Annotated in this window: 25 protein-coding genes; 14 read left to right on the top strand and 11 right to left on the bottom strand. The window is 34.0% G+C overall.

Going from position 1 to position 24,010, the window contains the following annotated elements; all coding sequences use genetic code 11:
* Positions 1-2: 2 nt before the first annotated feature.
* Entirely contained in the window at positions 3-1,073 is a 1,071-nt protein-coding gene (locus tag AC1QSP_RS07440) for a DUF6263 family protein (RefSeq protein ID WP_322971918.1), read from the bottom strand.
* A 272-nt stretch (positions 1,074-1,345) separates the two neighbouring features.
* Between AC1QSP_RS07440 and AC1QSP_RS07435 the strand changes: the two genes are divergently transcribed.
* Complete coding sequence (locus AC1QSP_RS07435) at positions 1,346-2,164, top strand: T9SS type A sorting domain-containing protein (protein ID WP_484078179.1); 819 nt, start codon at positions 1,346-1,348, stop codon at positions 2,162-2,164.
* Between the two features lie 65 nt (positions 2,165-2,229).
* Here the strand turns inward: AC1QSP_RS07435 and dnaK are convergent, their stop codons facing one another.
* Together dnaK and AC1QSP_RS07425 are read right to left on the bottom strand one after the other, a co-directional pair.
* A complete protein-coding gene (gene dnaK / locus AC1QSP_RS07430) occupies positions 2,230-4,116 on the bottom strand; it encodes a molecular chaperone DnaK (RefSeq protein WP_484078178.1) in 1,887 nt (628 codons plus the stop codon).
* Positions 4,117-4,326: 210 nt separating this feature from the next.
* Positions 4,327-4,653 (bottom strand): tRNA-binding protein, encoded by a 327-nt coding sequence (locus AC1QSP_RS07425; protein ID WP_484080394.1) that lies wholly within the window; start codon positions 4,651-4,653, stop codon positions 4,327-4,329.
* 598 nt (positions 4,654-5,251) lie between these two features.
* On the opposite strand from AC1QSP_RS07425, the gene AC1QSP_RS07420 reads away from it, so the two are divergent.
* From AC1QSP_RS07420 to AC1QSP_RS07385, 8 genes are all read left to right on the top strand, one after another.
* A complete protein-coding gene (locus tag AC1QSP_RS07420; RefSeq protein WP_484078177.1) occupies positions 5,252-6,895 on the top strand; it encodes a M1 family metallopeptidase in 1,644 nt (547 codons plus the stop codon).
* A 56-nt stretch (positions 6,896-6,951) separates the two neighbouring features.
* A complete protein-coding gene (lnt, locus tag AC1QSP_RS07415; RefSeq protein WP_484078176.1) occupies positions 6,952-8,613 on the top strand; it encodes an apolipoprotein N-acyltransferase in 1,662 nt (553 codons plus the stop codon).
* 75 nt (positions 8,614-8,688) lie between these two features.
* Positions 8,689-8,925, top strand: a complete 237-nt coding sequence (gene rpmB / locus AC1QSP_RS07410) for a 50S ribosomal protein L28 (protein WP_484078175.1) — start codon at positions 8,689-8,691, stop codon at positions 8,923-8,925.
* A gap of 11 nt (positions 8,926-8,936) precedes the next feature.
* On the top strand, positions 8,937-9,119 hold the full coding sequence (rpmG, locus tag AC1QSP_RS07405) for a 50S ribosomal protein L33 (RefSeq protein ID WP_084018523.1): 183 nt from the start codon (positions 8,937-8,939) through the stop codon (positions 9,117-9,119).
* Positions 9,120-9,133: 14 nt separating this feature from the next.
* Positions 9,134-9,283 carry a DUF4295 domain-containing protein gene (locus AC1QSP_RS07400; RefSeq protein WP_019974156.1) on the top strand — a complete coding sequence of 50 codons (150 nt, stop codon included), beginning with the start codon at positions 9,134-9,136 and terminating at the stop codon, positions 9,281-9,283.
* 120 nt (positions 9,284-9,403) lie between these two features.
* Positions 9,404-10,366 carry a signal recognition particle-docking protein FtsY gene (ftsY, locus tag AC1QSP_RS07395; RefSeq protein WP_484078174.1) on the top strand — a complete coding sequence of 321 codons (963 nt, stop codon included), beginning with the start codon at positions 9,404-9,406 and terminating at the stop codon, positions 10,364-10,366.
* A 262-nt stretch (positions 10,367-10,628) separates the two neighbouring features.
* A complete protein-coding gene (locus AC1QSP_RS07390) occupies positions 10,629-11,213 on the top strand; it encodes a hypothetical protein (protein ID WP_484078173.1) in 585 nt (194 codons plus the stop codon).
* A gap of 5 nt (positions 11,214-11,218) precedes the next feature.
* Positions 11,219-11,653 carry a hypothetical protein gene (locus AC1QSP_RS07385; protein ID WP_484078172.1) on the top strand — a complete coding sequence of 145 codons (435 nt, stop codon included), beginning with the start codon at positions 11,219-11,221 and terminating at the stop codon, positions 11,651-11,653.
* Between the two features lie 48 nt (positions 11,654-11,701).
* Here the strand turns inward: AC1QSP_RS07385 and AC1QSP_RS07380 are convergent, their stop codons facing one another.
* Positions 11,702-12,766, bottom strand: a complete 1,065-nt coding sequence (locus AC1QSP_RS07380; RefSeq protein ID WP_484078171.1) for an acyl-CoA reductase — start codon at positions 12,764-12,766, stop codon at positions 11,702-11,704.
* Positions 12,767-12,828: 62 nt separating this feature from the next.
* Between AC1QSP_RS07380 and AC1QSP_RS07375 the strand changes: the two genes are divergently transcribed.
* Positions 12,829-13,179 (top strand): 4Fe-4S dicluster domain-containing protein, encoded by a 351-nt coding sequence (locus AC1QSP_RS07375; RefSeq protein ID WP_322971930.1) that lies wholly within the window; start codon positions 12,829-12,831, stop codon positions 13,177-13,179.
* 60 nt (positions 13,180-13,239) lie between these two features.
* On the opposite strand, the gene AC1QSP_RS07370 is transcribed toward AC1QSP_RS07375, so the two are convergent.
* From AC1QSP_RS07370 to AC1QSP_RS07345, 6 genes are all read right to left on the bottom strand, one after another.
* Entirely contained in the window at positions 13,240-13,725 is a 486-nt protein-coding gene (locus AC1QSP_RS07370) for a DUF420 domain-containing protein (protein WP_484078170.1), read from the bottom strand.
* A gap of 5 nt (positions 13,726-13,730) precedes the next feature.
* Positions 13,731-14,195, bottom strand: a complete 465-nt coding sequence (locus AC1QSP_RS07365; protein ID WP_484078169.1) for a hypothetical protein — start codon at positions 14,193-14,195, stop codon at positions 13,731-13,733.
* A gap of 78 nt (positions 14,196-14,273) precedes the next feature.
* Positions 14,274-15,944 (bottom strand): gliding motility-associated ABC transporter substrate-binding protein GldG, encoded by a 1,671-nt coding sequence (gldG, locus tag AC1QSP_RS07360; RefSeq protein ID WP_484078168.1) that lies wholly within the window; start codon positions 15,942-15,944, stop codon positions 14,274-14,276.
* A 4-nt stretch (positions 15,945-15,948) separates the two neighbouring features.
* Positions 15,949-16,677 carry an ABC transporter permease gene (locus AC1QSP_RS07355; protein WP_322971933.1) on the bottom strand — a complete coding sequence of 243 codons (729 nt, stop codon included), beginning with the start codon at positions 16,675-16,677 and terminating at the stop codon, positions 15,949-15,951.
* A 1-nt stretch (position 16,678) separates the two neighbouring features.
* The gene (locus AC1QSP_RS07350; protein ID WP_484078167.1) at positions 16,679-17,224 is read right to left on the bottom strand and encodes a CopD family protein; all 546 of its coding nucleotides are present in this window, start codon (positions 17,222-17,224) and stop codon (positions 16,679-16,681) included.
* A 16-nt stretch (positions 17,225-17,240) separates the two neighbouring features.
* On the bottom strand, positions 17,241-18,095 hold the full coding sequence (locus AC1QSP_RS07345; RefSeq protein WP_322971935.1) for an SAM hydrolase/SAM-dependent halogenase family protein: 855 nt from the start codon (positions 18,093-18,095) through the stop codon (positions 17,241-17,243).
* Between the two features lie 66 nt (positions 18,096-18,161).
* Between AC1QSP_RS07345 and AC1QSP_RS07340 the strand changes: the two genes are divergently transcribed.
* Positions 18,162-19,145, top strand: a complete 984-nt coding sequence (locus tag AC1QSP_RS07340) for a PhoH family protein (protein ID WP_322971936.1) — start codon at positions 18,162-18,164, stop codon at positions 19,143-19,145.
* 30 nt (positions 19,146-19,175) lie between these two features.
* On the opposite strand, the gene AC1QSP_RS07335 is transcribed toward AC1QSP_RS07340, so the two are convergent.
* The gene (locus tag AC1QSP_RS07335) at positions 19,176-20,693 is read right to left on the bottom strand and encodes a YifB family Mg chelatase-like AAA ATPase (RefSeq protein WP_322971937.1); all 1,518 of its coding nucleotides are present in this window, start codon (positions 20,691-20,693) and stop codon (positions 19,176-19,178) included.
* A gap of 110 nt (positions 20,694-20,803) precedes the next feature.
* Here AC1QSP_RS07335 and AC1QSP_RS07330 point away from each other — a divergent pair, with 110 nt between their 5' ends.
* Genes AC1QSP_RS07330 through AC1QSP_RS07320 form a run of 3 tightly spaced genes read left to right on the top strand, consistent with a single transcriptional unit; the run spans position 20,804 to position 23,957 of the window.
* On the top strand, positions 20,804-21,277 hold the full coding sequence (locus AC1QSP_RS07330; protein ID WP_484078166.1) for a cytidine deaminase: 474 nt from the start codon (positions 20,804-20,806) through the stop codon (positions 21,275-21,277).
* Positions 21,278-21,333: 56 nt separating this feature from the next.
* Positions 21,334-22,335 (top strand): pyruvate dehydrogenase (acetyl-transferring) E1 component subunit alpha, encoded by a 1,002-nt coding sequence (gene pdhA, locus AC1QSP_RS07325; protein ID WP_322971939.1) that lies wholly within the window; start codon positions 21,334-21,336, stop codon positions 22,333-22,335.
* Between the two features lie 8 nt (positions 22,336-22,343).
* Entirely contained in the window at positions 22,344-23,957 is a 1,614-nt protein-coding gene (locus AC1QSP_RS07320; protein ID WP_484078165.1) for a 2-oxo acid dehydrogenase subunit E2, read from the top strand.
* Positions 23,958-24,010 lie beyond the last annotated feature (53 nt).

Genomic DNA, 24,010 nt, shown 5'->3' with positions numbered 1-24,010 from the left:
TCTTAATTTACAGTCGTTGTCGTCGTCACATTTTCAGTCATGGTTTGTTTTTGTCCATTGACTTCAATTGTACGTTTCATTGACTCTTTTTTCGTTAAATTAACATTATTGATCCAACCTGATTGGGTATCAATTAAAATAGTACCTGTGACATCAGCGTTTGCATTTGCACTCATCGACATTCCTTGCTGAGAATCTGATCCACTTAGTTTTTGATTTCCTTTTACAGTAATTTTAGTGTTCTTAGAATCGACATTGGCAAGGGTACGTGTTAGATCAGAATTCCCTTTCATTCCCCCTTGGTTTAGATTTTGTTTATCCGACCAAGTTTCTTTTAATTTTAATTTTTTATCCGGATAAATGTTCATGGTTTCTTCGAACTGACCTGATATCACTTCTTTGCTTAAAGATGCTTTCAACATTTCAGAAACAAATTTTTGCTCTTCTGCTGATAATCCGTTTTTTACTGAAGCTTCGATTTGTTGACGGATTTTGTCAAGACCTTCTACAGCAACCACTTTACCTTTCTGATCAATTTTTAAGGTATATGTTTTTCCAATCATCGCTTTGTAAATAGACCAAGGGAAAGCTACATCTTTATCCGCAGGTTTTGGTCCATTGGTATCATAAGCGATTGTTTTACCGGTTTGATCAGTCATTTTTTCGCTATAATGTTTCGATTTAACTTCTAAAGTATACACTCCATTCGAAAAATCTTTCACATAGTATTCAATGGTCTTTTTGTTTTCATTTGTCATTTTCACCGTTTCTTTTCCGTCACTTGCAGAGTGCGTACCTTTTACGGTTAACGTCATAGGATATGTTTTTCCTTTCTCTAAGTTATAACGGAAATCATATGTGTCATCTTCATTTTTTTGAATCGCTGTTTGATCGTCGATTGTAATAGGTTTTGCAATGGTATCAGCCACATCTTCCACTTTTACAATGGTATCTCCTTTTTCGTCAACAACTAACTCTTGTCCTGCTTCATTTTTACCAACTACTTTTTGTTCTTCTTTCTTACAAGCAACAACTGCAGAGATAATCGCAACAGCGAATAATATTTTTTTCATAGTAAATTCAATTTATATTTTGATCAAATACCAAAATCAATCCAAAAATATGGATTTATATCCTAATGGAATTCATTTTAAAAGCCGAACCACTTTATTTCAGACGGTTTGAAGTTTAAATTCATTCATGCTCAATCATATAGAGAGGTATATTGCAGAATGTCCATTGAAACAAAAATAAGGCTTTTTATTTTCATGAATTTAGAAAGTGTCATGTTTTTATTGTAATTCTTGACCACTTAATTTTATCCCCTAATCAAAACAATCAAAACATGAGAAAACAATTACTGTTTGCATTTTCATTAGTAGCGATGATCACAACAAATGGACAAATTAATATTTCGGAGAATTTTGAAAACCCCTATAATGATTGGGCAAATCCAGAATCGGGAAGGGATCGTTTTGTGGTTTCCGAAATTTACGTATGCAATGGCTCAGGTGCTGCGGGTGCAATGATTGGATCAATTTTAGGGAATTTCGGAGTAGGTCCTAAATACATGTATTCTCCACTATTGACAAATAATAACGGCAATGATCTTCATATTCAATATTCGGTGATGATTGGTCAAGCCAATGCAACTTTAACGGAAATGATTGCCATTCCTTCTGAAATTGATTGGGGGTATATGAAGGTAGCGTACTCTACGGATAATGGTAGTTCTTGGACTGAAATTCAAACCCTGAATTCTAGTAATTATACATCCAAAACGACATGTGAACCTTATCATTTGATTATTCCATCCGATGAATTATCAAGTTTAAATCCTGTAATTCTTCGTTGGGAAGTCGATAAAAATGTTAATCATGATGAACTGATGATGTATGTCATCGATGATGTGATGGTCAACCAAGATGCATTATCGACGCACGATGTAATGAAATCGAAAGTGAAAATATATCCTAATCCAGCTTCTGATTTTGTCCAAATTGAGATCGATGATGTAATAAAAGTGGTGGAAATTTATAATCCAGCGGGAGTCCTTGTAAAAAAAGTATTCAATACCAACTATATTGAAATTAAAGATTTACCGAGAGGAAATTATTTTTTAAAGATTAATGATTCCTTGACGTCAAAGTTCATGAAGAAATAAAAAAAAAGCCACTCGAAAAATCGAGTGGCTTTTGAATATGAAAAAGAAATGTATTTAATCTATGATTATTTTACTTCTTCGAAGTCTACATCTTCAACACCATCTGCTTTAGCGTCAGTACCTGGTTGAGCTTGAGCTCCTCCTTGTTGACCTTCGTTCATTGCAGCATAGATTTCTTGTGATGCAGCGTTCCATGCAGAATTTAATTTCTCCATTGAAGTGTCGATTGCAGCAACATCTTGTGCAGCGTGAGCAGCTTTAACTTCTGTTAATGCTTCTTCAATTGGTTGTTTTTTATCTGCAGGGATTTTATCTCCGTACTCTTTTAATTGTTTTTCCGTTTGGAAAATTAAAGCATCAGCCGCATTGATTTTTTCAATCTTTTGTTTTGCTTCTTCATCTTTAGCCGCATTTTCTTGCGCCTCTTTTTTCATTCTTTCGATATCTGCATCAGATAATCCTGAAGAAGCTTCAATTTTGATTGATTGCTCTTTTCCAGTTCCTTTATCTTTAGCTGATACATTTAAGATACCATTCGCATCGATGTCGAAAGTAACTTCGATTTGAGGAACACCACGTGGTGCTGGTGGAATATCAACTAAGTCAAAACGTCCGATTTCTTTGTTGTCATTGAATAATGGACGCTCGCCTTGACCAATTCTTAAAGTTACAGCAGGTTGGTTGTCAACAGCTGTTGAGAATACTTCAGATTTTTTTGTTGGGATTGTAGTGTTCGCTTCAATTAATTTTGTGAAAACACCTCCTAACGTTTCAATACCTAAAGATAATGGTGTAACGTCTAATAATAATACGTCTTTTACATCACCTGTTAATACCCCTCCTTGAATAGCAGCTCCGATCGCAACAACCTCATCTGGATTAACTCCTTTTGATGGTTTTTTACCGAAGAATTTTTCTACTTCTTCTTGAATTTTAGGGATACGAGTAGATCCACCTACTAAAATTACTTCATCGATATCAGAGATTGATAAACCTGCATCGTTTAAAGCTTTTTTACATGGTTCCATTGAACGACGAACTAAATCTTCTGTTAATTGATCAAATTTAGCACGAGTTAACGTTTGAACTAAGTGTTTAGGACCTGTTTCGTTTGCTGTAATATATGGTAAGTTAATTTCTGTTTGAGCAGAAGAAGATAACTCAATTTTTGCTTTTTCAGCAGCCTCACGTAAACGTTGTAATGCCATTGCATCTTTCTTTAAGTCTACATTTTCAGCCGCTTTAAATTCGTCAGCTAACCAATCGATGATGGCATCATCAAAATCGTCACCACCTAAACGAGTATCTCCATTAGTCGCCAATACTTCAAATACACCGTCACCTAATTCTAAGATCGAGATATCGAATGTACCACCACCTAAATCGTAAACTGCGATTTTTTTATCTGATGAAGCTTTATCTAATCCATAAGCTAATGCTGCTGCAGTAGGCTCATTGATGATACGCTCAACTTTTAAACCTGCAATTTCACCTGCTTCTTTTGTTGCTTGACGTTGTGCATCATTAAAGTAAGCTGGTACTGTAATTACGGCTCTTGTAACTTCTTGTCCTAAGTAATCTTCAGCAGTTTTTTTCATTTTTTGTAATGTCATTGCTGAGATTTCTTGTGGAGTATATAAACGACCATCGATCTCTACACGTGGCGTATCGTTGTCACCTTTTACAACTTTATATGGCATTGCTTCTGCATCAGCAGTATCAAATTTAGAACCCATGAAACGTTTTACAGAGTAAATTGTTTTTGTAGGGTTAGTTACTGCTTGACGTTTTGCAGCATCTCCAACTTTTCTTTCACCTCCTTCAACGAAAGCTACGATAGATGGAGTTGTTCTTTTTCCTTCTGCATTTGGGATAACAACTGGCTCGCTACCTTCCATTACAGATACACAAGAGTTTGTTGTCCCTAAATCGATTCCAATAATTTTGCTCATATTATTTTTTTATTCTTTTAATTAAGATTCAATTTCTATAGTAAAGTTCAATGCTAATTCAAGATTGAACGTTTCTATATAGACAATCTTTATGCCAAGGCAAAAAATAATGACAATCAAGAATTATTAAATGTCATCTTGTCATATTTCGAAGCAAAATATTCCCTAATTTTTACCTTTCGTCACATCTAAAGGATTGTTATGTCAAAATCAACCAATCTTCCAACCATTTTCTACTTTACGTTGAGGATTTAAAAGAATTACATCCTTATCATTCCCATAAATTCCCATTACTAGACATTCGCTCATAAACTTTCCTATTTGTTTAGGCGAAAAATTAACAACAGCAATAATTTGTTGATGAATTAATTGTTCTTTGGAATACAACGAAGTAATTTGAGCAGCGCTTCTTTTGATGCCTAATGGTCCAAAATCTATGTGTAATTGATACGAAGGATTTAATGCTTCTGGAAAATCATCAACTTGTATAATTGTTCCTACACGCATATCAATCTTTTCAAAGTCGTGCCATGCAATCGTGGTCTCCTTTTCATCAGGTTGGGGTTGTTCTTTTTGTAGAATCGTTTCAATAACCTGATCGATCTGACTTTTTTGATGTTGATAAGCTAATTTAAAATCCTCCGTCATGCGTTGATAATAAGACAGAGCTTTATTTGCGAATTGTTTGCAATAGAAATCACTCAATGGAGGGATGTTTGGGAATTTTTCATGAAAAATCATTTCATAATAGGCTTGCCATTCGCGCTCTTCCCTTGTCTCCACTTGATTTTTTCCGCTGCGTTGGAAAACGTGATACATTTCGTGCATTAATAGGTTTGCAACCAAAGCTAAATCGAAGTCTAAAATATTACGCGGAACTTTTATCGTAATTCCAGTAGTTTCTGTCCCTTCTGCCGTTAATAATAATCCTTTTGGGTTGATTTCTTCTCGAAATTCAAATCCATTAAAAGAGGAATGGCGTAAATCAAACTTTTCAAGAATTTCGTATAAGGCTTCAAATATGAGTTGATTTTTCTTTAGATATAGGATTCGATTTTTAAATTCTTTTGTAATCATTATTTTAGGCTTTACTTCAAATATATAATGTTATTTTTGATAAGTTTTAATAATTAACATGAAGAAGATACTGTTACTCCTAGGTTTACTTTCGTTGCCTTTAAGTGCACAAGTTTTAAGTCAAAAACAAGAATTTACCAAACAAGATACTTTGCGTGGAACCAATACGCATTATAGGGATTGGTGGGATGTCAAACATTATAAAGTTTCGGTAGAACCTGATTTTAAAACAAAGTCCATTAAAGGGCATACAACGATAACATTTGATGCTGTAAAAAAATCAGAGACCAATGAACTTCAGATCGATTTACAAGCACCAATGCAAATTACTTCAGTTCAATTCAATGGAAAGAAAATAAAATCTTGGACAACCGATGGACATGTGGTTTTTATTCCGGTTGGACCAAAATTTAAAGCGCAAGGAAATCAGTTGACGCTAGGATTTGATGGTATTCCAAAGGAAGCTAAAAATCCTCCATGGGATGGTGGATGGATTTTTCGTAAAGATGAAAAGGGACGTGAATGGATGTCTGTGGCATGTCAAGGATTAGGAGCGAGTGTGTGGTATCCCAATAAAGATTATTTAGGCGATGAACCTGATCATGGAATGGAATTGGAAATTATTACCCCTAAGGATTTGGTGGGTGTAGGTAATGGTCGTTTGGTAAGTCAAAAACCTAAGGGTGATAAAATGATCTATACCTGGAAAGTAACCAATCCCATTAATAACTATAATATAATTCCTTATATCGGAAAGTATGTCAACTTTAAAGATACATACCAAGGGGAGAAAGGGGTTCTTGATTTAGACTATTATGTCTTGGATTATAATGTAGAGAAAGCTAAAGTTCAATTTGAACAAGCAAAATCGATGTTAACAAGTTTTGAACATTGGTTCGGTCCTTATCCATTTTATGAAGATTCTTTTAAAATGATTGAATCGCCACATTTAGGAATGGAACATCAATCGGGAATCGCTTATGGAAATCGTTTTGAGAATGGATATTTAGGAAATGATTTATCCAATACAGGATGGGGATTGAAATGGGATTTTATCATTATTCATGAAGCAGGACATGAATGGTTTGGTAATAATATTACGAACAAAGATGTAGCTGATATGTGGATTCATGAAGGTTTTACATCCTATTCAGAATCCTTATATACTGAATCCTTATTTGGAAAACAAGCTGGTTCAGATTATGTGATTGGAACGCGTTATTCAATTGCTAATGAAAAACCATTGATTGGGATTTATGGCGTGAATCATGAAGGACCTACAGACATGTACAATAAGGGAGCAAATATGATTCATACATTCCGTACATGGTTGAATGATGATGTCAAATTTCGTGAAATCCTTCGTGGCATGAATAAAACATTCTATCATCAAACTGTCACTACAAAACAAATTGAAGATTATTTAGCGCAACAATCAGGGTTGGATTTAAAATTATTTTTTGATCAATACCTAAGAACGCCTCGTATTCCTCTATTGGAAATTAAACAAGAAGGAAAAGATATTTTATATCGTTACAATTATGTGGTAGATGGATTTAATATGCCAGTACGTTTGGTTGGGGATCAAATTACATTATACCCAACGCAGGAGTGGAAAGTGTTAAAAGAAGAAAAGTTTAAATCATCATTTGATGTAGAAGTAAATCCGAATTATTATATTGACACGTTTGTCATCAAATAAATCGATACAGAATAAATATCAGCAATTTCTATTGTCTGATGCACTAAATTTGTCTCATGAAAAAATACGTTGCTTATGCAATAGCCTCAGGGCTTTTATTATCGGCAGGTTGGCCATCGTATGGTTTTCCGTTGTTACTCTTCTTTGGATTCGTTCCATTGATGTTAGCCGAACATCAGATTACTCAACGTGCACAATACAAAAAGAAAGCACGTAAAGTTTTTGGATTATCGTTACTATCATTCCTAATTTGGAATGCCATCGTTATTTGGTGGTTGCATTATGCACAACAAGCAGATGCCAATGGTGATTTTCATAATTCGTGGGTATCCTATATTGGACCTGTGATCGCCAATTCATTATTAATGAGTGGATGTTTTATGCTTTATCATTTTGTGAAGCGTAAAGCAGGAAATTTATATGGATTAATCTTTTTACCTGCGGTTTGGATGTCATTTGAAAAAATGCATCTGAATTGGGAATTGGCATGGCCATGGTTTAATTTAGGAAATGGGTTTGCTCGATTTTATGAATGGGTCCAATGGTACGAATTTACAGGTACGTTTGGAGGAACATTGTGGATTTGGTTGGTAAATATTACAGCCTTTTACTATATCACAGCTTACATCAACAAAAAAGAGATGAAGTATGTGAACAAATTAGGGATGTATGTATTGCCTATGATTTTAGTTCCAATTGGAATTTCATACATCATGTATGCCACATATGAAGAAAAGGGAGAACCATTACATGCATTAGTTCTTCAACCAAATTTGGATCCTTATACAGAAAAGTATGAAAAAGATGGATTACAAATTTATGATGAGGTAAAACAATTGGCGATTCAAAATATTAAACCAGAAACGCAATTTGTTGTTGCACCAGAAACATCTATTCCAGGTTCTTCGTATTTGGTATTTGATAATATGTACAAAGATTTAATTGTACAAGATATCCGCCAATGGACGGGAATGAAGAAAGACCTGAATTTCGTCTTTGGAGCATCAGTGATTCGTTTTTATCCAACCCCATCATTAGCATCTGAAACGGCTTCTGTCATGCCGGATGGAATCACTTGGTATGATAGCTTCAACTCAGCATTACAAGTGAACGGAAATGATTCAATTTCGATTTATCATAAGTCAAAATTAGTCGTTGGTGTAGAAAATTTTCCATATCGTAGCATTTTAATGCCAATTATTGGAGAATTTATGCTTAACTTTGGCGGCACAACAAAAACGTTAGGGGTTCAACCTACTCGTTCTGTTTTTAATAATAAAACAAACGACGCTTCTGTCGCTCCGATAATATGTTACGAATCGATTTTCGGAGAGTATGTGACAGACTATGTGAGAGCGGGTGCGAATGTTTTATTCACGATGACCAATGATTCTTGGTGGGGCTACACCGATGGACATCGTCAATTACTATTATATGGTAATTTAAGAGCCATTGAAAACAGACGCGCTATTGTTCGATCAGCAAACTCCGGAGTTTCGGCTTTCGTGAATCAGCGAGGAGATATCATGAAATCAATTCCATATGGAGAGCAAGGGGCCTTAAATGGTACCGTATTGATGAATAGTGAGTTAACGTTTTATTCGAAGTATGGTGATTATCTAGCGAGAATAGCTTTATTGGTAATGGGAATTATCTTAGCTTATACTTTCGCTCAGAAACTGCTATACCAAAAGAATACGAAAAAAATTAAGAAATAATAACCTAAAAGAGTTGCTTAAGTGATTTATAATTTGTTACTTTGCACTCCGTTTAAAATAAGACAAGAAAAGGAAATGTCAAAAATTTGTCAAATTACAGGTAAGAAAAGATTAGTTGGAAACAATGTTTCTCACGCTAATAACAAAACAAAGCGCACATTTGAGGTAAACTTATTCTCAAAAAGATTTTTTATGCCAGAAGCTGGTGAGTGGATTACATTAAAAGTTTCTGCACACGGTTTAAAAACAATCAACAAATTAGGTGTTGATGAGGCTGTTAGACGTGCACGTAAAGAAGGTTTAATCAAATAATTTAAGACACGATGGCTAAAAAAGGAAACAGAGTACAAGTTATTTTAGAGTGTACAGAGCATAAAGAAAGTGGTATGCCAGGAATGTCTCGTTATATCACTACAAAAAACAAAAAAAATACTCCTGATCGTATCGAGTTGAAAAAATTCAACCCAGTATTAAAGAAGTATACAGTTCACAAAGAGATTAAATAATAAAACTTTAGACGATGGCAAAGAAAACCGTAGCAACATTACAAACTGGGTCAAAGAAAATGACTAAAGTTATTAAGATGGTAAAATCTCCTAAAACTGGAGCTTACGTATTTGTTGAAAAAGTAGTAAACGCTGACGAAGCAGATTCTTTCTTTGCGAAATAATCTTTTGGCATTACTTACAATATAATATATTAAGAGCTGCTCTATCAAATAGAGCAGCTTTTTTTATTCGTTCAATTTATTGTATCTTCGTACAGAATTTTTAAGATAAATTAACTTTTAATGAGTTGGTTCAAAAAAATATTAGGTAAAGAAAGCAAAGAAAAGTTAGATGAAGGGTTAGAAAAATCTAGTTCATCTTTCTTTGATAAAATATCTCGTGCGGTCGTTGGTAAATCTAAAGTTGATGATGAGGTATTAGACGATTTAGAAGAAGTGTTAATCTCTTCAGACGTGGGTGTTGAGACAACAATCAAAGTCATTCGTCGCATCGAAGAACGTGTAGCACGTGATAAATATGTATCGACATCAGAATTAGATAAAATCTTACGCGAGGAAATTGCTGGATTATTGTCTGAAAATAATGTAGAAGATACCAATGGTTTTGCTATTCCTAAAAAGAACGTACCTTATGTAATTATGGTCGTTGGGGTGAATGGAGTAGGAAAAACAACGACAATTGGTAAGTTAGCTTCTCAATTCAAATCACAAGGATTAAAGGTTGTTTTAGGTGCAGCGGATACTTTCCGTGCAGCAGCTGTGGATCAATTGGTGATTTGGTCAGAGCGTGCAGATGTACCAATTGTTAAACAAGCCATGGGGTCTGATCCCGCATCAGTTGCTTTCGATACCATTCAATCAGCCGTTGCTCAGAATGCTGATGTGGTATTAATTGATACTGCAGGGCGTTTACATAATAAAATTAATTTGATGAACGAGTTATCGAAAATCAAACGTGTCATGCAAAAGGTCATTCCAGATGCGCCTCACGAAGTTTTATTGGTTTTAGATGGTTCAACTGGTCAGAATGCTTTTGAACAAGCCAAACAATTTACACAAGCGACTGAAGTGTCTTCATTAGCGGTAACTAAATTAGATGGTACTGCAAAAGGTGGGGTAGTAATTGGTATTTCAGACCAATTCAAAATTCCAGTGAAATACATTGGAGTAGGAGAAGGTATCAATGATTTACAAGCCTTCAATAAAATGGAGTTTGTCGATTCTTTCTTTAAACGAGTAAAATAAGTTTTTTAAAACTTTTATATAAATGAAGCTTCCTTTGGGAAGCTTTTTTTGTTTAGTAGATTTTGGATTTATTTATATAAGCATCACATTCTATTCGTTTTTGTGTCAAGAAAAAATGAATGAAATTTTGATTTAATTTCATTATCATAAAAAAAAATCAAAAAGCTTCGATAGGACTATTTTCAATTTTTATTTACTTGTCATTCAATTAAAACGATTAAAATTTATTAAGTTTTATTAACTTAAATAAATAAAATTCTTATTGTTAATCGTATTAATGCTAGCTTCAATCGGTCATGCTCAAATCATAGAAATTAGAGTGACAGATTTTAAAACCAATTTACCACTAAGTAATGCAGATGTATATTTTATGCATTCTACAAAATATTTTAGTACGAATAATGATGGTAAAGTAACTATCGATTTATCTGGTATATCACCATCTGATGAATTGTTTGTCGCAAAAAAAGATTATCAAAACGCAAAACTTCGTGTGAAGAATATAGCCTCTGATTTAAATGTGAAATTAGAAAAAATGAGTGAAGTAAAACTTAATGAAGCATTGATAACTAATTTGACAATACCAGACATTTTACAGAAAGTAATTGAAAATTACGATTCTAATTACAATGTGGACAAATACTATTTTTTGGTTGATTTAAGACAGGATTTTAAAATCGATACTTTATATCACAATTTAATCCATCTCAATTTACAATTAAAATATAATAAAGGTAAAGTGAAAGTAAAAACGAGTGGGATTGTAAAAAATAAATTAGAAGGGGTAAAGCGCCAATACATTTATCATTTGATCAGTCTGAGTATTTTAAGCATCTATATATTTTAGAAACATTGAAAAGTACTTATCAAAAATTCGTGGATAAGAAATATAAATTTACTGATTTAAAGAAATCGAGTTATGCAGAGAAGAAAATGTATGAGATTATTCTAGAAAATGATATTGATGACAAAACGTTCTTTTTAATAGATCGAGAAACTTTTTCTGTAGTGGAATATGCGTTGCAATTAAATAATGTGATTTTAACCAATAAAATTTTACCCCTTGAAAGAGTAGGTCATATATCTTTTAAATATCGTCCGTATAATGATCAATGGGTACTAAAAGAATCTGAAGTGAATTTTAGGATAAATTTAAAACAGTTAAATAAAGAAGATTTAAAGATCGATTTTATGCATAAAATTTCTTCTTGGAATTTTTCAGAAAAACCATTTCAATATTTCAACAAAACATTAAATCTAGGGCAGGATTTACATGATCAATTTTAAATATTTCAGAATAAAATAAAAACCCCACCAATGGGAGGGGTTTTTATTTTATATTTCAGCTAAGAATTTTAACGTATCAATATTATCGGCATAATCCGTTAAGGTTGGTGTTTGCGTTTTTCCAAATTCCACATAGTTTGGATTATCTTTCATATCATGTCCAACTACACATTGGATTTGATCTTGGTTTTCGTTTAAGAAAGATTTTACTTGATCTAAATCTTCATAAATTTCATAATTTACAACAGCAATTGGTGAATGTAAATTTTGATCTTTCTTTAATAAAACAAAGTTGTTATCTAAGAAATCATCTTTTCCTAATAAGTAAATCGCACGATTGTAATCATAATTGTTTGCGTATTTCGGGTGATTAATCACAATATTTCCCCAGTCCATTATATTTTCAAAAAACGTTGGGATTTGTTCTTCTGATTTAAAGTAAATCTTTGTGATGTTTCGACAACCTAATCCATAATAGCGGAAAATATCATCACCTAAAGCTTTAAAATCTTCTAACGTTTCTGTTCCATTTAATACAGCAACAGAGGTTCTATTTTTACGGATGATGTTCGGAACTTTTGAAAAGTATTGTTCAAAATAACGAGCAGTATTGTTGCTACCTGTAGCAATTACGGCGTCAAATCCTTCTAAACGTTCAACAGTTTGAATAATCGTTTGGAATTCTTCATCTATACCTTGTAAAAATTGAATCACAAAAGCCATTAATTTATCATCTTTCGATGAGGTTTTGATTAAGGCATTGTGTCCAGCCAATACAACCGATAACAAATCATGAAATCCAACCAATGGTAGATTTCCTGCCATAATAATCCCTACGTTTTTAGGTGTAGTAGCCATGGGATAATCTTTTACCCATTCGGCTAAATTCGATGTGGTTAATGCTTCTGCCCAATTGTCCAAAGCAAAAAATACATTTTCTTTTGTAAACCAATTGTTGTATGCTTCAGCATCGCTAATGGTATAACCAATCGTTTCGTCTAACGATTCAAATTTAGTTTTTAAGGCTTCTGATGTAGGAAGCGTCTTATTTGTAATATATTTAAATAGTTGTGCTAATTGGTTAAATGCTGAAATCCTTTGATTGATTGTCATAATACTTAAAAAATAAAATGTAATTTTGTAGCTACAAATGTAGGAATTTAAAAACAGATACAATGGCTATTATTATAACTGATGAATGTATAAATTGTGGAGCTTGTGAACCAGAATGTCCAAACAACGCAATTTATGAAGCTGCTGTGGATTGGAAATATTCTGAGGGAACTTCTCTTTCAGGAACTATCGTAAATATCGACGGAAAAGAATTTGATGCCGATGCTGTACAAGATCCTGTAAGTGATGAAGTATACTACATCGTTCCTGATAAGTGTACAGAATGTAAAGGTTTCCATGAAGAACCTCAATGTGCTGCAGTTTGTCCAGTGGATTGTTGTATTCCAGATGATAATCATGTGGAAAGTGAAGAACGTTTATTATCAAAGAAAGCTTTCTTACACGCAGAATAATCTTATTTTAAACACATAAAAAAAATCCCTTTTGATTTCGGTCAAAAGGGATTTTTTATTTTATAAGATAAATCCAAAGATGTAAAGAATTAATCCTGTGATACAGGTAAGTGCCATGTCCCACATTCCAATCCTTCCCCAAAATTTATGTCGTTTACTGAAAGTGTTCGGTTGGGGATTTTTTCCAAATTTCAGCAAAGAAACCACAATCAATACCAACCAAATAAGGGATGTCGTGATGGATAAGAACGTATGAAAATAAATCATGAAATTAAGAAAAAATGTTCCTTCATAACTGGATCCTTTGACCATTTCAAAGATTCCACCATTTTGTTTCATGTCATATTCAAATAAGAGTACAACAAAAAACAAGATGATAAACATGTACAATTGGATCTTACGATGTTTCTTATACGCTTTTTTATATTTAACTTCTTGTACAGAATACCAAAGCATTGGAAGAATAATGGCCATGGAAATAACGACAATATCCATTAAAATATCACATCTTCCACCCAATATACTAGGAGGTAAATTGAATTGCATAATATTTATTCTTTTGACTTATTCATATAGGCTTGGATAAATTCATTGGTGAATTCTTCCATTTCTAAATCTTTTGGAGCTTCCTTTCCATTAAATAATAACACAGAAAAAGGCTTTTCAACTAAATTGACATCGTGTAATTGCCCCTCACTTGTCGTAAACGTAATGATCTCATTGGCTAGTCGATCAATGGTTTCAATTTTATTTTCTTCCAGAATAAGATTAGCTTCATTGATGAAATGTGCTCCATCGCCATGAAATATTTGATAATCCTCACCGAACTCTTTTTTGGCTTCTTCCAATTGTTCGTTTGTTGGAACCACTAAAATAGCCATGGGACGATTCACGACGAAGTTTTTACCGACGGTAATCTCTCCTTCCGCATTTTCATGAATTTTAGCTTCATTTTTAGGTTGTTCACAACTTGTGAATAATGCCAATACGGATAGTATTAAGATGTACTTTTTCATATTTTGTGTTTTGTACTTCTAAAATAAGGGATTTACGACCAATAAAAAAGTCCGATATCAATCGGACTTAAAAAAAAATTATTTACTGAATTTTTTTCTTCGAATAAAGTAACCTAATCCGCCCAAAATGGCGATGATTCCAATTGGAACAATTAAGTTCAGCTGTTGCCAATATTGTTTATCAGATAATACTTTAGTTTCATTTAATAAAGGAATTTCCAATTTACGATTACGTAAGGCTAAGAAATCTTCATCACCCAATAAATAATCCATGGCATTTAATACAAATGTTTGATTCGCATAGGTTGTAGGACGAGAATTTGGATTATCAGGTCGTACAGAATATTTATCTTCTCCCAAACGCATCGGCATTCCTCGCCACAGGTGATTTTTTAAAACATCACCATCCGAGATAACAATCATTTTACCATTGGTTGATTGTGCCTTGAAATTTGGAATCTCTTGTCGTTCGAATCGAGAGGCATAAGCCGATTTAAAGTTCCCTTCCAATAACACAGCCATTGGAATTTTTCCCATCACAAATTCATCCACATTCTCTACATCAACTTCACCCAACGAAATATAATTTAATGCAGGTTTCATTGAGGTTTGTGGAGACGAACTTAATAAGACAGTTTGTTTAATGTTTGGATTTTCTAAAAGTTCAATAGGATTCGCAAAATTAAAAATAACTGGATCAATACTCGCGGTAATAGGATTAGGATCACCTGCTAAACCTAACTCAAAGTATGGCCAAGTGTAGTAATTGTAACTTACATTTCCAGCCGTTTCACCATCTGCTAAAACGATTTTCCCTCCATTTAAGTCTTTGATAATGGTATTGTGTAATCGAACCCCATAATTGAATAAGAATTCATTAATTTTTAGATCACGTGGGAAAGCAACAATTTTACCTGATCGAAAAATTGAATCCATTTCAGCATCAACAGTTTCAACAGCAAAAAGCATTTTTCCTCCATTCATGATGTATTGATCTAATACCATTTTATCTTTTTCTGAAAATGGTAAAGTAGGTTTTGCAACAATCAATCCATCAAATCGTTTCAGACTATCAATATCTTCATAGTCAAAACTAAATTTTTTATTGGCAATTGGATTTAAGTATATCTCAACATCGTATTTTTCTGATAGCGCACGACCTAATCCATCGATATTTTGCTGTGGTAATTCATCATGATGAACAATAAATCCAATTTTCTTACGATTGGTATTGGTAATTTTCTGAATCTTTTCAGCAAATAGATATTCTAACTTTTCAGTCGAAGCCACGGCTAATTCTTCGAAAGGAGTAGACGGGTCATTGACTAACGTTTCCATCCACATTACTTTATCACCATAAGAAAGACGAGCGTAGGGATAAACATTAAGTACACCTTTATCTGTTTTTATAGGTATTGCAACTATCCCTGCTTCTTCCATTTCTGAAGTATTCATTTCCAATGGATCAACGAAACGGTATTTTACTTTTGGATTTTTCTCTTTTAATTCCTCTAGTAAAAACTGAATTTCATTTTTAAGAATACGATAATTACCTGTTAATTCGCCACCTAAAAGAATATCAATTTGTAATTCTTTATCGATATTTTCTAATAACAGATTTGAAGTTTCTGTTAAAGTATAGCGTTTATCTTGTGTTAGGTCAAAACGTTTATAAGCAAATTGGCTGATAATCAAAACAGCGATTAAAAGCCCAAAAACAACGAATGATTTTTTTTCAATTGCTTTCATTCAATTATTTTTTAAGGTGTAGGTTAATAATAGTTGCTTGAAGTAATAAAGCAATAATCACGACAAAATAGGCTAAATCTCTCGTGTCTAATATTCCTTTTAAAAATTGTTGGTAGTGAGAATAACTTCCTATTTTTTGTACATAGTAATCAGCAGATCCTAATAAGTTATAAGATGCTAATCCTTCAAATCCATAATAGCTAATAAAACAGATGAATACAGCAAAAACATAGGCCATCACCTGATTTTTAGAAAGGCTAGAAGTCAAAATTCCAATTGCTGAAAATAAACTTCCCAATAGAAACAATCCCAAATAACCATTATAAATCGTTCCATAATCCAACGATTGATCAGAAATGATAAAGTTTTCTAATGTCAAAGTAAATAAGAACGTTCCCAATAAACAGAAAATAACAATGCTTAGAACAGCAAAGAATTTTCCCCATACAATTTGGTTAATTTTTATAGGTAGTGTAAATAACCATAATAAAGTACCATTGTTTTGCTCTTCAGCAATCATCTTCATGGTTAGCGCGGGTATCATAAACATAAAGATCCAAGGTGCGATAAAGAAGAAACTACTTAATGAAGCGTTTCCGGTATTGAATACGTTAAACTGGTTATCGAAGAACCAAAGAAATAATGTAGAAATGAAAATGAATGCAAATGCAGCCAAATACGCTGTAAATCCTAAAAAGAACTGATTAAATTCTTTTTTGAAGATGGTCCACATGTTAGTTTTTATTGTTACGGTTAATAATCTTTACAATTGCCATAATGATAAATCCAACTAAAAAGAAGCTGATTACCGCCCATGGCCAATGTTGTACAAAACCTCCTTTTTGGATAACTGCAAACACAACAGCAAATAAAATAATCGTTGCTACTTCATTCATCATGCGAAGACGAACGGATGTATATTTATGAATATCTTTTTTCTGTTCTTGGATGGTTTTCCAGCACCAAAAGTGGTAGGCAGACAATAAAACGATAACTCCGAGTTTAAATTGCATCCAACCTGCATTTAATAATCCTGGATTTTTAAAAAGCATGTTAGCCCCCATAATTACCATAATGGAAAATGCAGGCACAGTAATCACATTCCAAAGACGTGATTTCATAAATTTATACTGTTCAGCTAAAATGGACTTTTTTGGTTCATCCATCGATTGGGTGTCATTATGATAAATCATTAATCGGACGATATAAAATAATCCTGCAAAATAACTTACCACGAAAATCACGTGTATCGCTTTATATATAAGATAATTATAACCCATATAATTCTATCTATCGTTAGAAATTCGATTGGTTATCGAATTCAATTGTAATTGTATCTCCTTTTTTTAATCCCATTAATTGATTTGCTCCACCCGTAAGTTCAGGATTACTTTTATACAACGTGACTTCTAGGAAATCCGCTGAATTGAACAGACATAATGTTCTACCCATTGCTTGGAATTCTTTCGAGAAATCCTGAACAACGTCATTGTAATGATTGTAGATGATATCAATGTCTGTAATCGAAAAGTCTTTTTGTCTTAAAATGATTTTGAATGCTCTATCATTCGATACTTCATTAAAATATCGACGTGTAATATTCGTAATCACATTTCCAAAATGATCGATGTAAATCACATTCCCTACTAAGAATTTATCATCACGATAAATTGGTTTTAATTCATTCAGTTGTTTAAATTCGTTTCGTTTAAACCCAAGTAAAGATGGTAATCCACCACGTGCTAAATGGCACGCTACAGGAACAAAACAATTCTTTACAGGGAACAAACTATCGATTCCTTCCGGATGTACCGTTATTTCATAAACTTCCTCATGAATCTCCGTTTGGCAAATCAAAGATAATATTCCATTATCTCCACAAATAAAATAGTGTCCATTGATATGAGCACAAATAGGTTTTTGGTCTGGTGTTGTCAATGAGTTGACACCAATAATGTGTATCGTTCCTTTCGGAAACTCATTGTATGAATTACGAATAATATACGCCGCTTCTGATAAGTCGTAAGGACTGACCTGATGCGAAATATCTACAATAGTAACGTCCGACAATTCTTTAAGAATTGCACCCTTAATACTCGAAACAAAATAGTCTTTGGTTCCAAAATCGGTAGTTAACGTAATAATTGCCATTATTCTTTTAATACTTAGCAAATATATTGTTTATTTTTGTGTTAGTGAACCAAAACAATAGCACATTTGACTGAAATTAATATAGAACTAAATGAAATAAATGCACAAGACTTCTATGGTCCTAATAATGAGCATTTAAAGCGTATTAAAGAATACTATCCTAAACTAAAAATTATTGGGAGAGGGAAGGTTTTGACGGTGTTTGGAAACGAAGATCAATTGCAGATTTTCGAACAAAAAATAGCAAAAATTATTCAGCATATTCAAAAATATAATCGTTTGAACAATAGAGATCTTGAGATTATTATGATGGAAGATCAATTGGAAATGCTTCAAATGAAAAAAGAAGATGAAATTATTGTTCATGGAGTAAATGGGAAGTTAATAAAGCCTCAAACTCCGGGACATAAGAAGCTCGTCGAAAAAGTGTATGCGAAAGATATGACATTTGCGATTGGTCCTGCTGGAACTGGAAAAACCTATATGAGTGTAGCTTTAGCTGTTCAAGCATTAAAAAATAAGGAAGTTCGTCGAATTATCTTGACTCGTCCAGCTGTAGAAGCAGGTGAAAGTTTAGGATTTTTACCAGGGGATATGAAAGACAAATTGGACCCATATTTACAACCTCTATATGATGCATTAAAAGATATGATTCATTTCGAAAAATTAGATGGTCATTTGGAGCGTGGAGTAATTGAAGTAGCGCCTTTAGCTTTTATGCGTGGACGAACGTTGGATGATGCTTTTGTGATCTTAGACGAAGCCCAAAATACAACATATGCTCAAATGAAAATGTTCTTAACGCGTATGGGGAAAAACTCGAAGTTTATTATTACAGGAGATCCGAATCAGGTTGATTTACCACCACGTCAAAAATCAGGTCTACGAGAAGCATTGCATATTTTAAAAGATGTAAAAGATATTGGATTTATCTTTTTGGATGATCGTGATGTGGTTCGTCACCAATTGGTGAGGGATATTTTAAAAGCTTACAAAGTTTCCGAAGATAAAGAAAGAGAAGAAATCGACATCAATGATGTCAAAAAATAAAAAGAAAGCAAGGGGTTAAGCCTTGCTTTTTTAGTTTCGGTCCAAACTTCGGTATTGGATGGCCTCCCCAATATGTTTCGATAAAATTGGCTCTGATTCATCTAAGTCAGCAATTGTACGTGCCACTCTCAATATTCGATCGTATGCTCGTGCCGAAAGATTTAATCGGTCCATTGCAGTTTTAATTAATTTTTTACTCCCTTCATCCAATACACAATAACGATCCAATTCCTTAGGTCCCATTTGAGAATTATAATGAATGGTTTGATTTTCGAAACGTTGGGTTTGTTTAGCTCTTGCTTGAATAACCCTTGCGCGAATGACATCACTTTTTTCTCCATTTCGACTTTGAGATAAATCATCAAAAGGTACTGGAGTAACTTCGATATGTAAATCAATGCGGTCCAATAAAGGACCAGAAATTTTATTCATGTAACGTTGCATTTCGGCTAATGTGGATGTATTTTGTGGGTCATCTGGGAAGAATCCACTTGGACTTGGATTCATAGAAGCAACAAGCATAAAACTTGAAGGATAAGTAACCGTAAACTTCGCTCTTGATATGGTTACTTCTCGATCTTCCAAAGGTTGACGCATGACCTCTAAAACGGAACGTTTAAATTCAGGTAATTCATCTAAAAATAATACGCCATTATGCGATAACGAAATTTCTCCAGGTTGTGGATATGAACCACCTCCCACCAAAGCAACATCTGATATGGTATGATGGGGTGATATAAATGGGCGTTGCAAAACAAGAGACTTCGAGCCTAATTTACCTGCGACGCTATGAATCTTTGTGGTTTCAAGTGCTTCATCAATGGTCATCGGTGGTAAAATGGTCGAAATTCTTTTCGCTAACATTGTTTTCCCACTTCCCGGTGGACCTATTAATATAATATTATGTCCACCAGCAGCAGCAATCTCCATGGCGCGTTTCACATTTTCTTGTCCTTTTACATCCGAAAAACAATATTTGTATTGATTAAGTTCATTTAAATGATGATGCGTCAAATCAAAATGATGAGGTTCTAATTCGATGTCGTGATTTAAAAATTGAATCACTTGCAAGATATTAGTAACTCCATAAACTTCGATACCTTGTACTACGGCTGCTTCATCCGCATTTTGTTTTGGTAGAATGATTCTTTTAAATCCTTGATTTTTGGCTTCGATTGTAATAGGTAATGCTCCTTTGATTGGTCGCAATGATCCATCTAAAGAAAGTTCACCCATCATGACATATTCTTCCAATTGATCATTATGAATCTGTTCAGAGGCGGATAAAATTCCAATCGCAATGGTTAAGTCATAAGCAGAACCTTCTTTTTGTAAATCGGCAGGCGCCATGTTGATGGTAATTTTTTTTCCAGGAATTTTGAATCCTTGATTCTTGAGCGCGGATTGGATGCGAAAATTACTTTCTTTAATCGCTGAATCGGGTAGTCCGACCAGATGATATCCAACGCCTTGATCAATATTTACTTCGACCGTGATGGTCTGAGCTGAAACTCCAAAAATTGCACTTCCATAAATTTTCTTCAACATAACAACTATTTTTTATAAATTTACTTCCTTTTTCTAGTTAATAAAAGCTCAAAAAGGATTTAAATGTTTAATTATAAACAGAATAGCGAAGAAGTCTATTCAAAATCTATATGAAGAAAGAAAAAATAAGTTTCGAATACGAAGTATTTGACTCAATCCACGATTTATCTGAGGAAAATAAAGTCTTAGTATCGAAAGCCAATCATATCTCAAAATCGGCTTACGCCCCTTATTCAAAATTCCATGTTGGAGCTGCTGTAGAATTGGAAGATGGACAAATCTTTGTCAGTAGCAATCAAGAAAATGCATCCTACCCTGTAGGAACATGTGCAGAACGTGGTCTATTAGCATATGTCAATGCCAATTTCCCTAATATTAAAGTAAAAAAACTAGCGGTTTCTACCATTAATATTAACGTTCCTTTACCTCCTTGCGGGATGTGCCGTCAATACATTCTTGAAATTGAAAAGAAGCAAAACGATAATATAGCGTTGTTTTTATCCGGAAACGAAGGGCAAGTAATTAAAGTAGATGCTGCTAAAGATTTGCTACCGCTCCATTTTACGGAAGATTTTTTAGACTAGCAATTTTGCACACTTATAAAGTTTAGTTTATTTTTGTTCGAACGAATTGTGCAATTATGGAAAAATTAACGCAAGAACAATACCTACAATGGTATCGAGATATGAACTTTTGGCGTCGCTTCGAAGACAAGTGCCGTTCATTGTATTTAAAACAAAAGATTAGAGGTTTCTTACATTTATATAATGGTCAAGAAGCTTTACCAGCTGGGTTTTTACATGCAATGCAACCAGAAGATCGTGTAATTACAGCTTACCGCTGTCACGTATGGCCAATGGCAATGGGAGTAGATCCTAAACGCATCATGGCTGAGTTATGTGGGAAAGCGACAGGTACTTCTCAAGGTTTAGGAGGTTCGATGCACGTATTTAGTAAAGAACACCACTTCTTCGGTGGACACGGAATTGTCGGTGGACAAATTAACTTAGGGGCAGGTATTGCATTTGGGGATAAATACAACGACAAAAAACATGTAACAATCTGTTTAATGGGAGATGGGGCTACGCGTCAAGGAACATTACACGAAACTTTTAACATGGCAATGAACTGGAAATTACCCGTGGTATTTGTTTGTGAAAACAACCAATACGCTATGGGAACTTCTGTAAAACGTACAGCGAATCACGAAGACATTTGGAAATTAGGTTTAGGATATGATATGCCTTCAATGCCTGTGGATGGAATGGATCCTGTAAAAGTAGCGGAAGCGGCTTACGAAGCGATTGAACGTGCGCGTCGTGGTGATGGACCAACATTCTTAGATATTCGTACGTATCGTTACCGTGGTCATTCGATGTCGGATGCAGAACCATACCGTACGAAAGAAGAAGTTGAATCATTCAAACAAGAAGATCCAATTTTACATGTTGAAAATGAAATTTTATCAAATAACTGGGCAACTCGCGAGCAGTTAGATGTAATTATGGATGAGGTGAAAAGCGCTGTAGAAGAGTGTGTGGAATTTGCAGAAAATTCACCATATCCAGACGCGAATGTGATGTATGACTACATCTATTCTCAAGAAGATTATCCATTTTTAGATAAAGTTGAAAATAACTAATTAAAACCATGGCAGAAATTATTACAATGCCGCGCTTAAGCGATACAATGGAGGAAGGTACTGTTGTAAAGTGGCATAAAAATGTTGGAGATAAAGTTTCAGAAGGGGATATTTTAGCCGAAATAGAAACAGATAAAGCAATTCAAGAATTCGAATCCGAATACGATGGTGTTTTATTATTTCAAGGGGCAAAAGAAAATGAGCCTGCTGCTGTTGATACAATTTTAGCAGTAATCGGAAACGAAGGGGAAGATATTTCAGCGCTTATCAATGGTGAATCGACTCAAGGATCAGAAGTAGAGGTAAAACAAGAAACTCCTGTAGTTTCAGAACAACCTGCTTCTGCACCTGCAGAAATTCCATCTAATGTAAATGTAGTCACAATGCCTCGTCTTTCAGATACAATGGAAGAAGGGACAGTGGTTGTTTGGCATAAAAATGTTGGAGATAAAATTTCAGAAGGTGATATTTTAGCCGAAATTGAAACGGATAAAGCAGTACAAGAATTCGAATCTGAATTTGATGGTGTTTTATTATATCAAGGGGCTAAAGAAAACGAACCTGCACCTGTAGATACAGTATTAGCAATTATAGGTGAAGAAGGAACAGATGTTTCAGCTCTTGTAGCAAATGGAGGTCAAATTCCAGTTCAAGAATCAAAAACTGAAGTGATTGAAGACGAAAAACCAGTAGTGGTGGAGTTAGCTGTCGAGCCAACTCAAACGTCGAATGATCGTATTTTTGCTTCTCCATTAGCAAAGTCAATTGCAAAAGATAAAGGAATTAATTTAGCTGAAGTTAAGGGTTCAGGAGATCAAGGTCGTATCGTGAAGAAAGATGTTGAAAACTTCCAACCAGCTGCTAAAGCAGAAACTCCTAAAGAAACGAAATCAGAAGTAGCTGCTCCAATTGCTGCTGCTCCAGTTCAAGAGTTTATATCAGGAGAGGATAAAGAAATTCCAAATTCTCAAATGAGAAAAGTAATTGCAAAACGATTAGCAGAATCGAAATATTCAGCTCCTCATTATTATTTAAATATTGAGCTGGATATGGATCATGCGATCGAAGCACGTAAGCAATTAAATACTGTGCCTAATACGAAAGTATCGTTCAATGATATTGTAGTGAAGGCTTGTGCAATGGCATTACGTAAACATCCAGCAATTAATGCTTCTTGGTATGATGATAAAATTGTACAACACGGAAACATTAATATTGGAGTAGCGGTTGCTGTAGAAGATGGATTATTAGTACCGGTTGTTAAAAATACAGACCAAAAAACATTCTCTCAAATTTCTGCAGAAATTAAAGATTATGCAGGTCGCGCAAGAGAGCGTAAATTGAAAGCAGATGAAATGGAAAAATCGACTTTCTCAGTTTCTAACTTAGGAATGTTTGGTATTGAATCATTTACTTCTATTATCAATCAACCAAACTCTTGTATTTTATCTGTTGGTGCAATCATTGAAAAACCTGTCGTGAAAAATGGTCAAATCGTTGTAGGGAACACAATGAAGTTGTCTTTAGCATGTGATCATCGTACGGTAGACGGGGCAACAGGTGCTCAGTTTTTACAAACATTGAAAATGTACATCGAGAATCCAGTAACTATGTTAGTTTAGGATTTAAGATTTTAACATAATCGATAAAGGTCATTCATTTTGAATGGCCTTTT

It is taken from the genome of Faecalibacter sp. (genome assembly GCF_057177045.1).
This window is presented reverse-complemented; position numbering and strand designations above follow the sequence as displayed.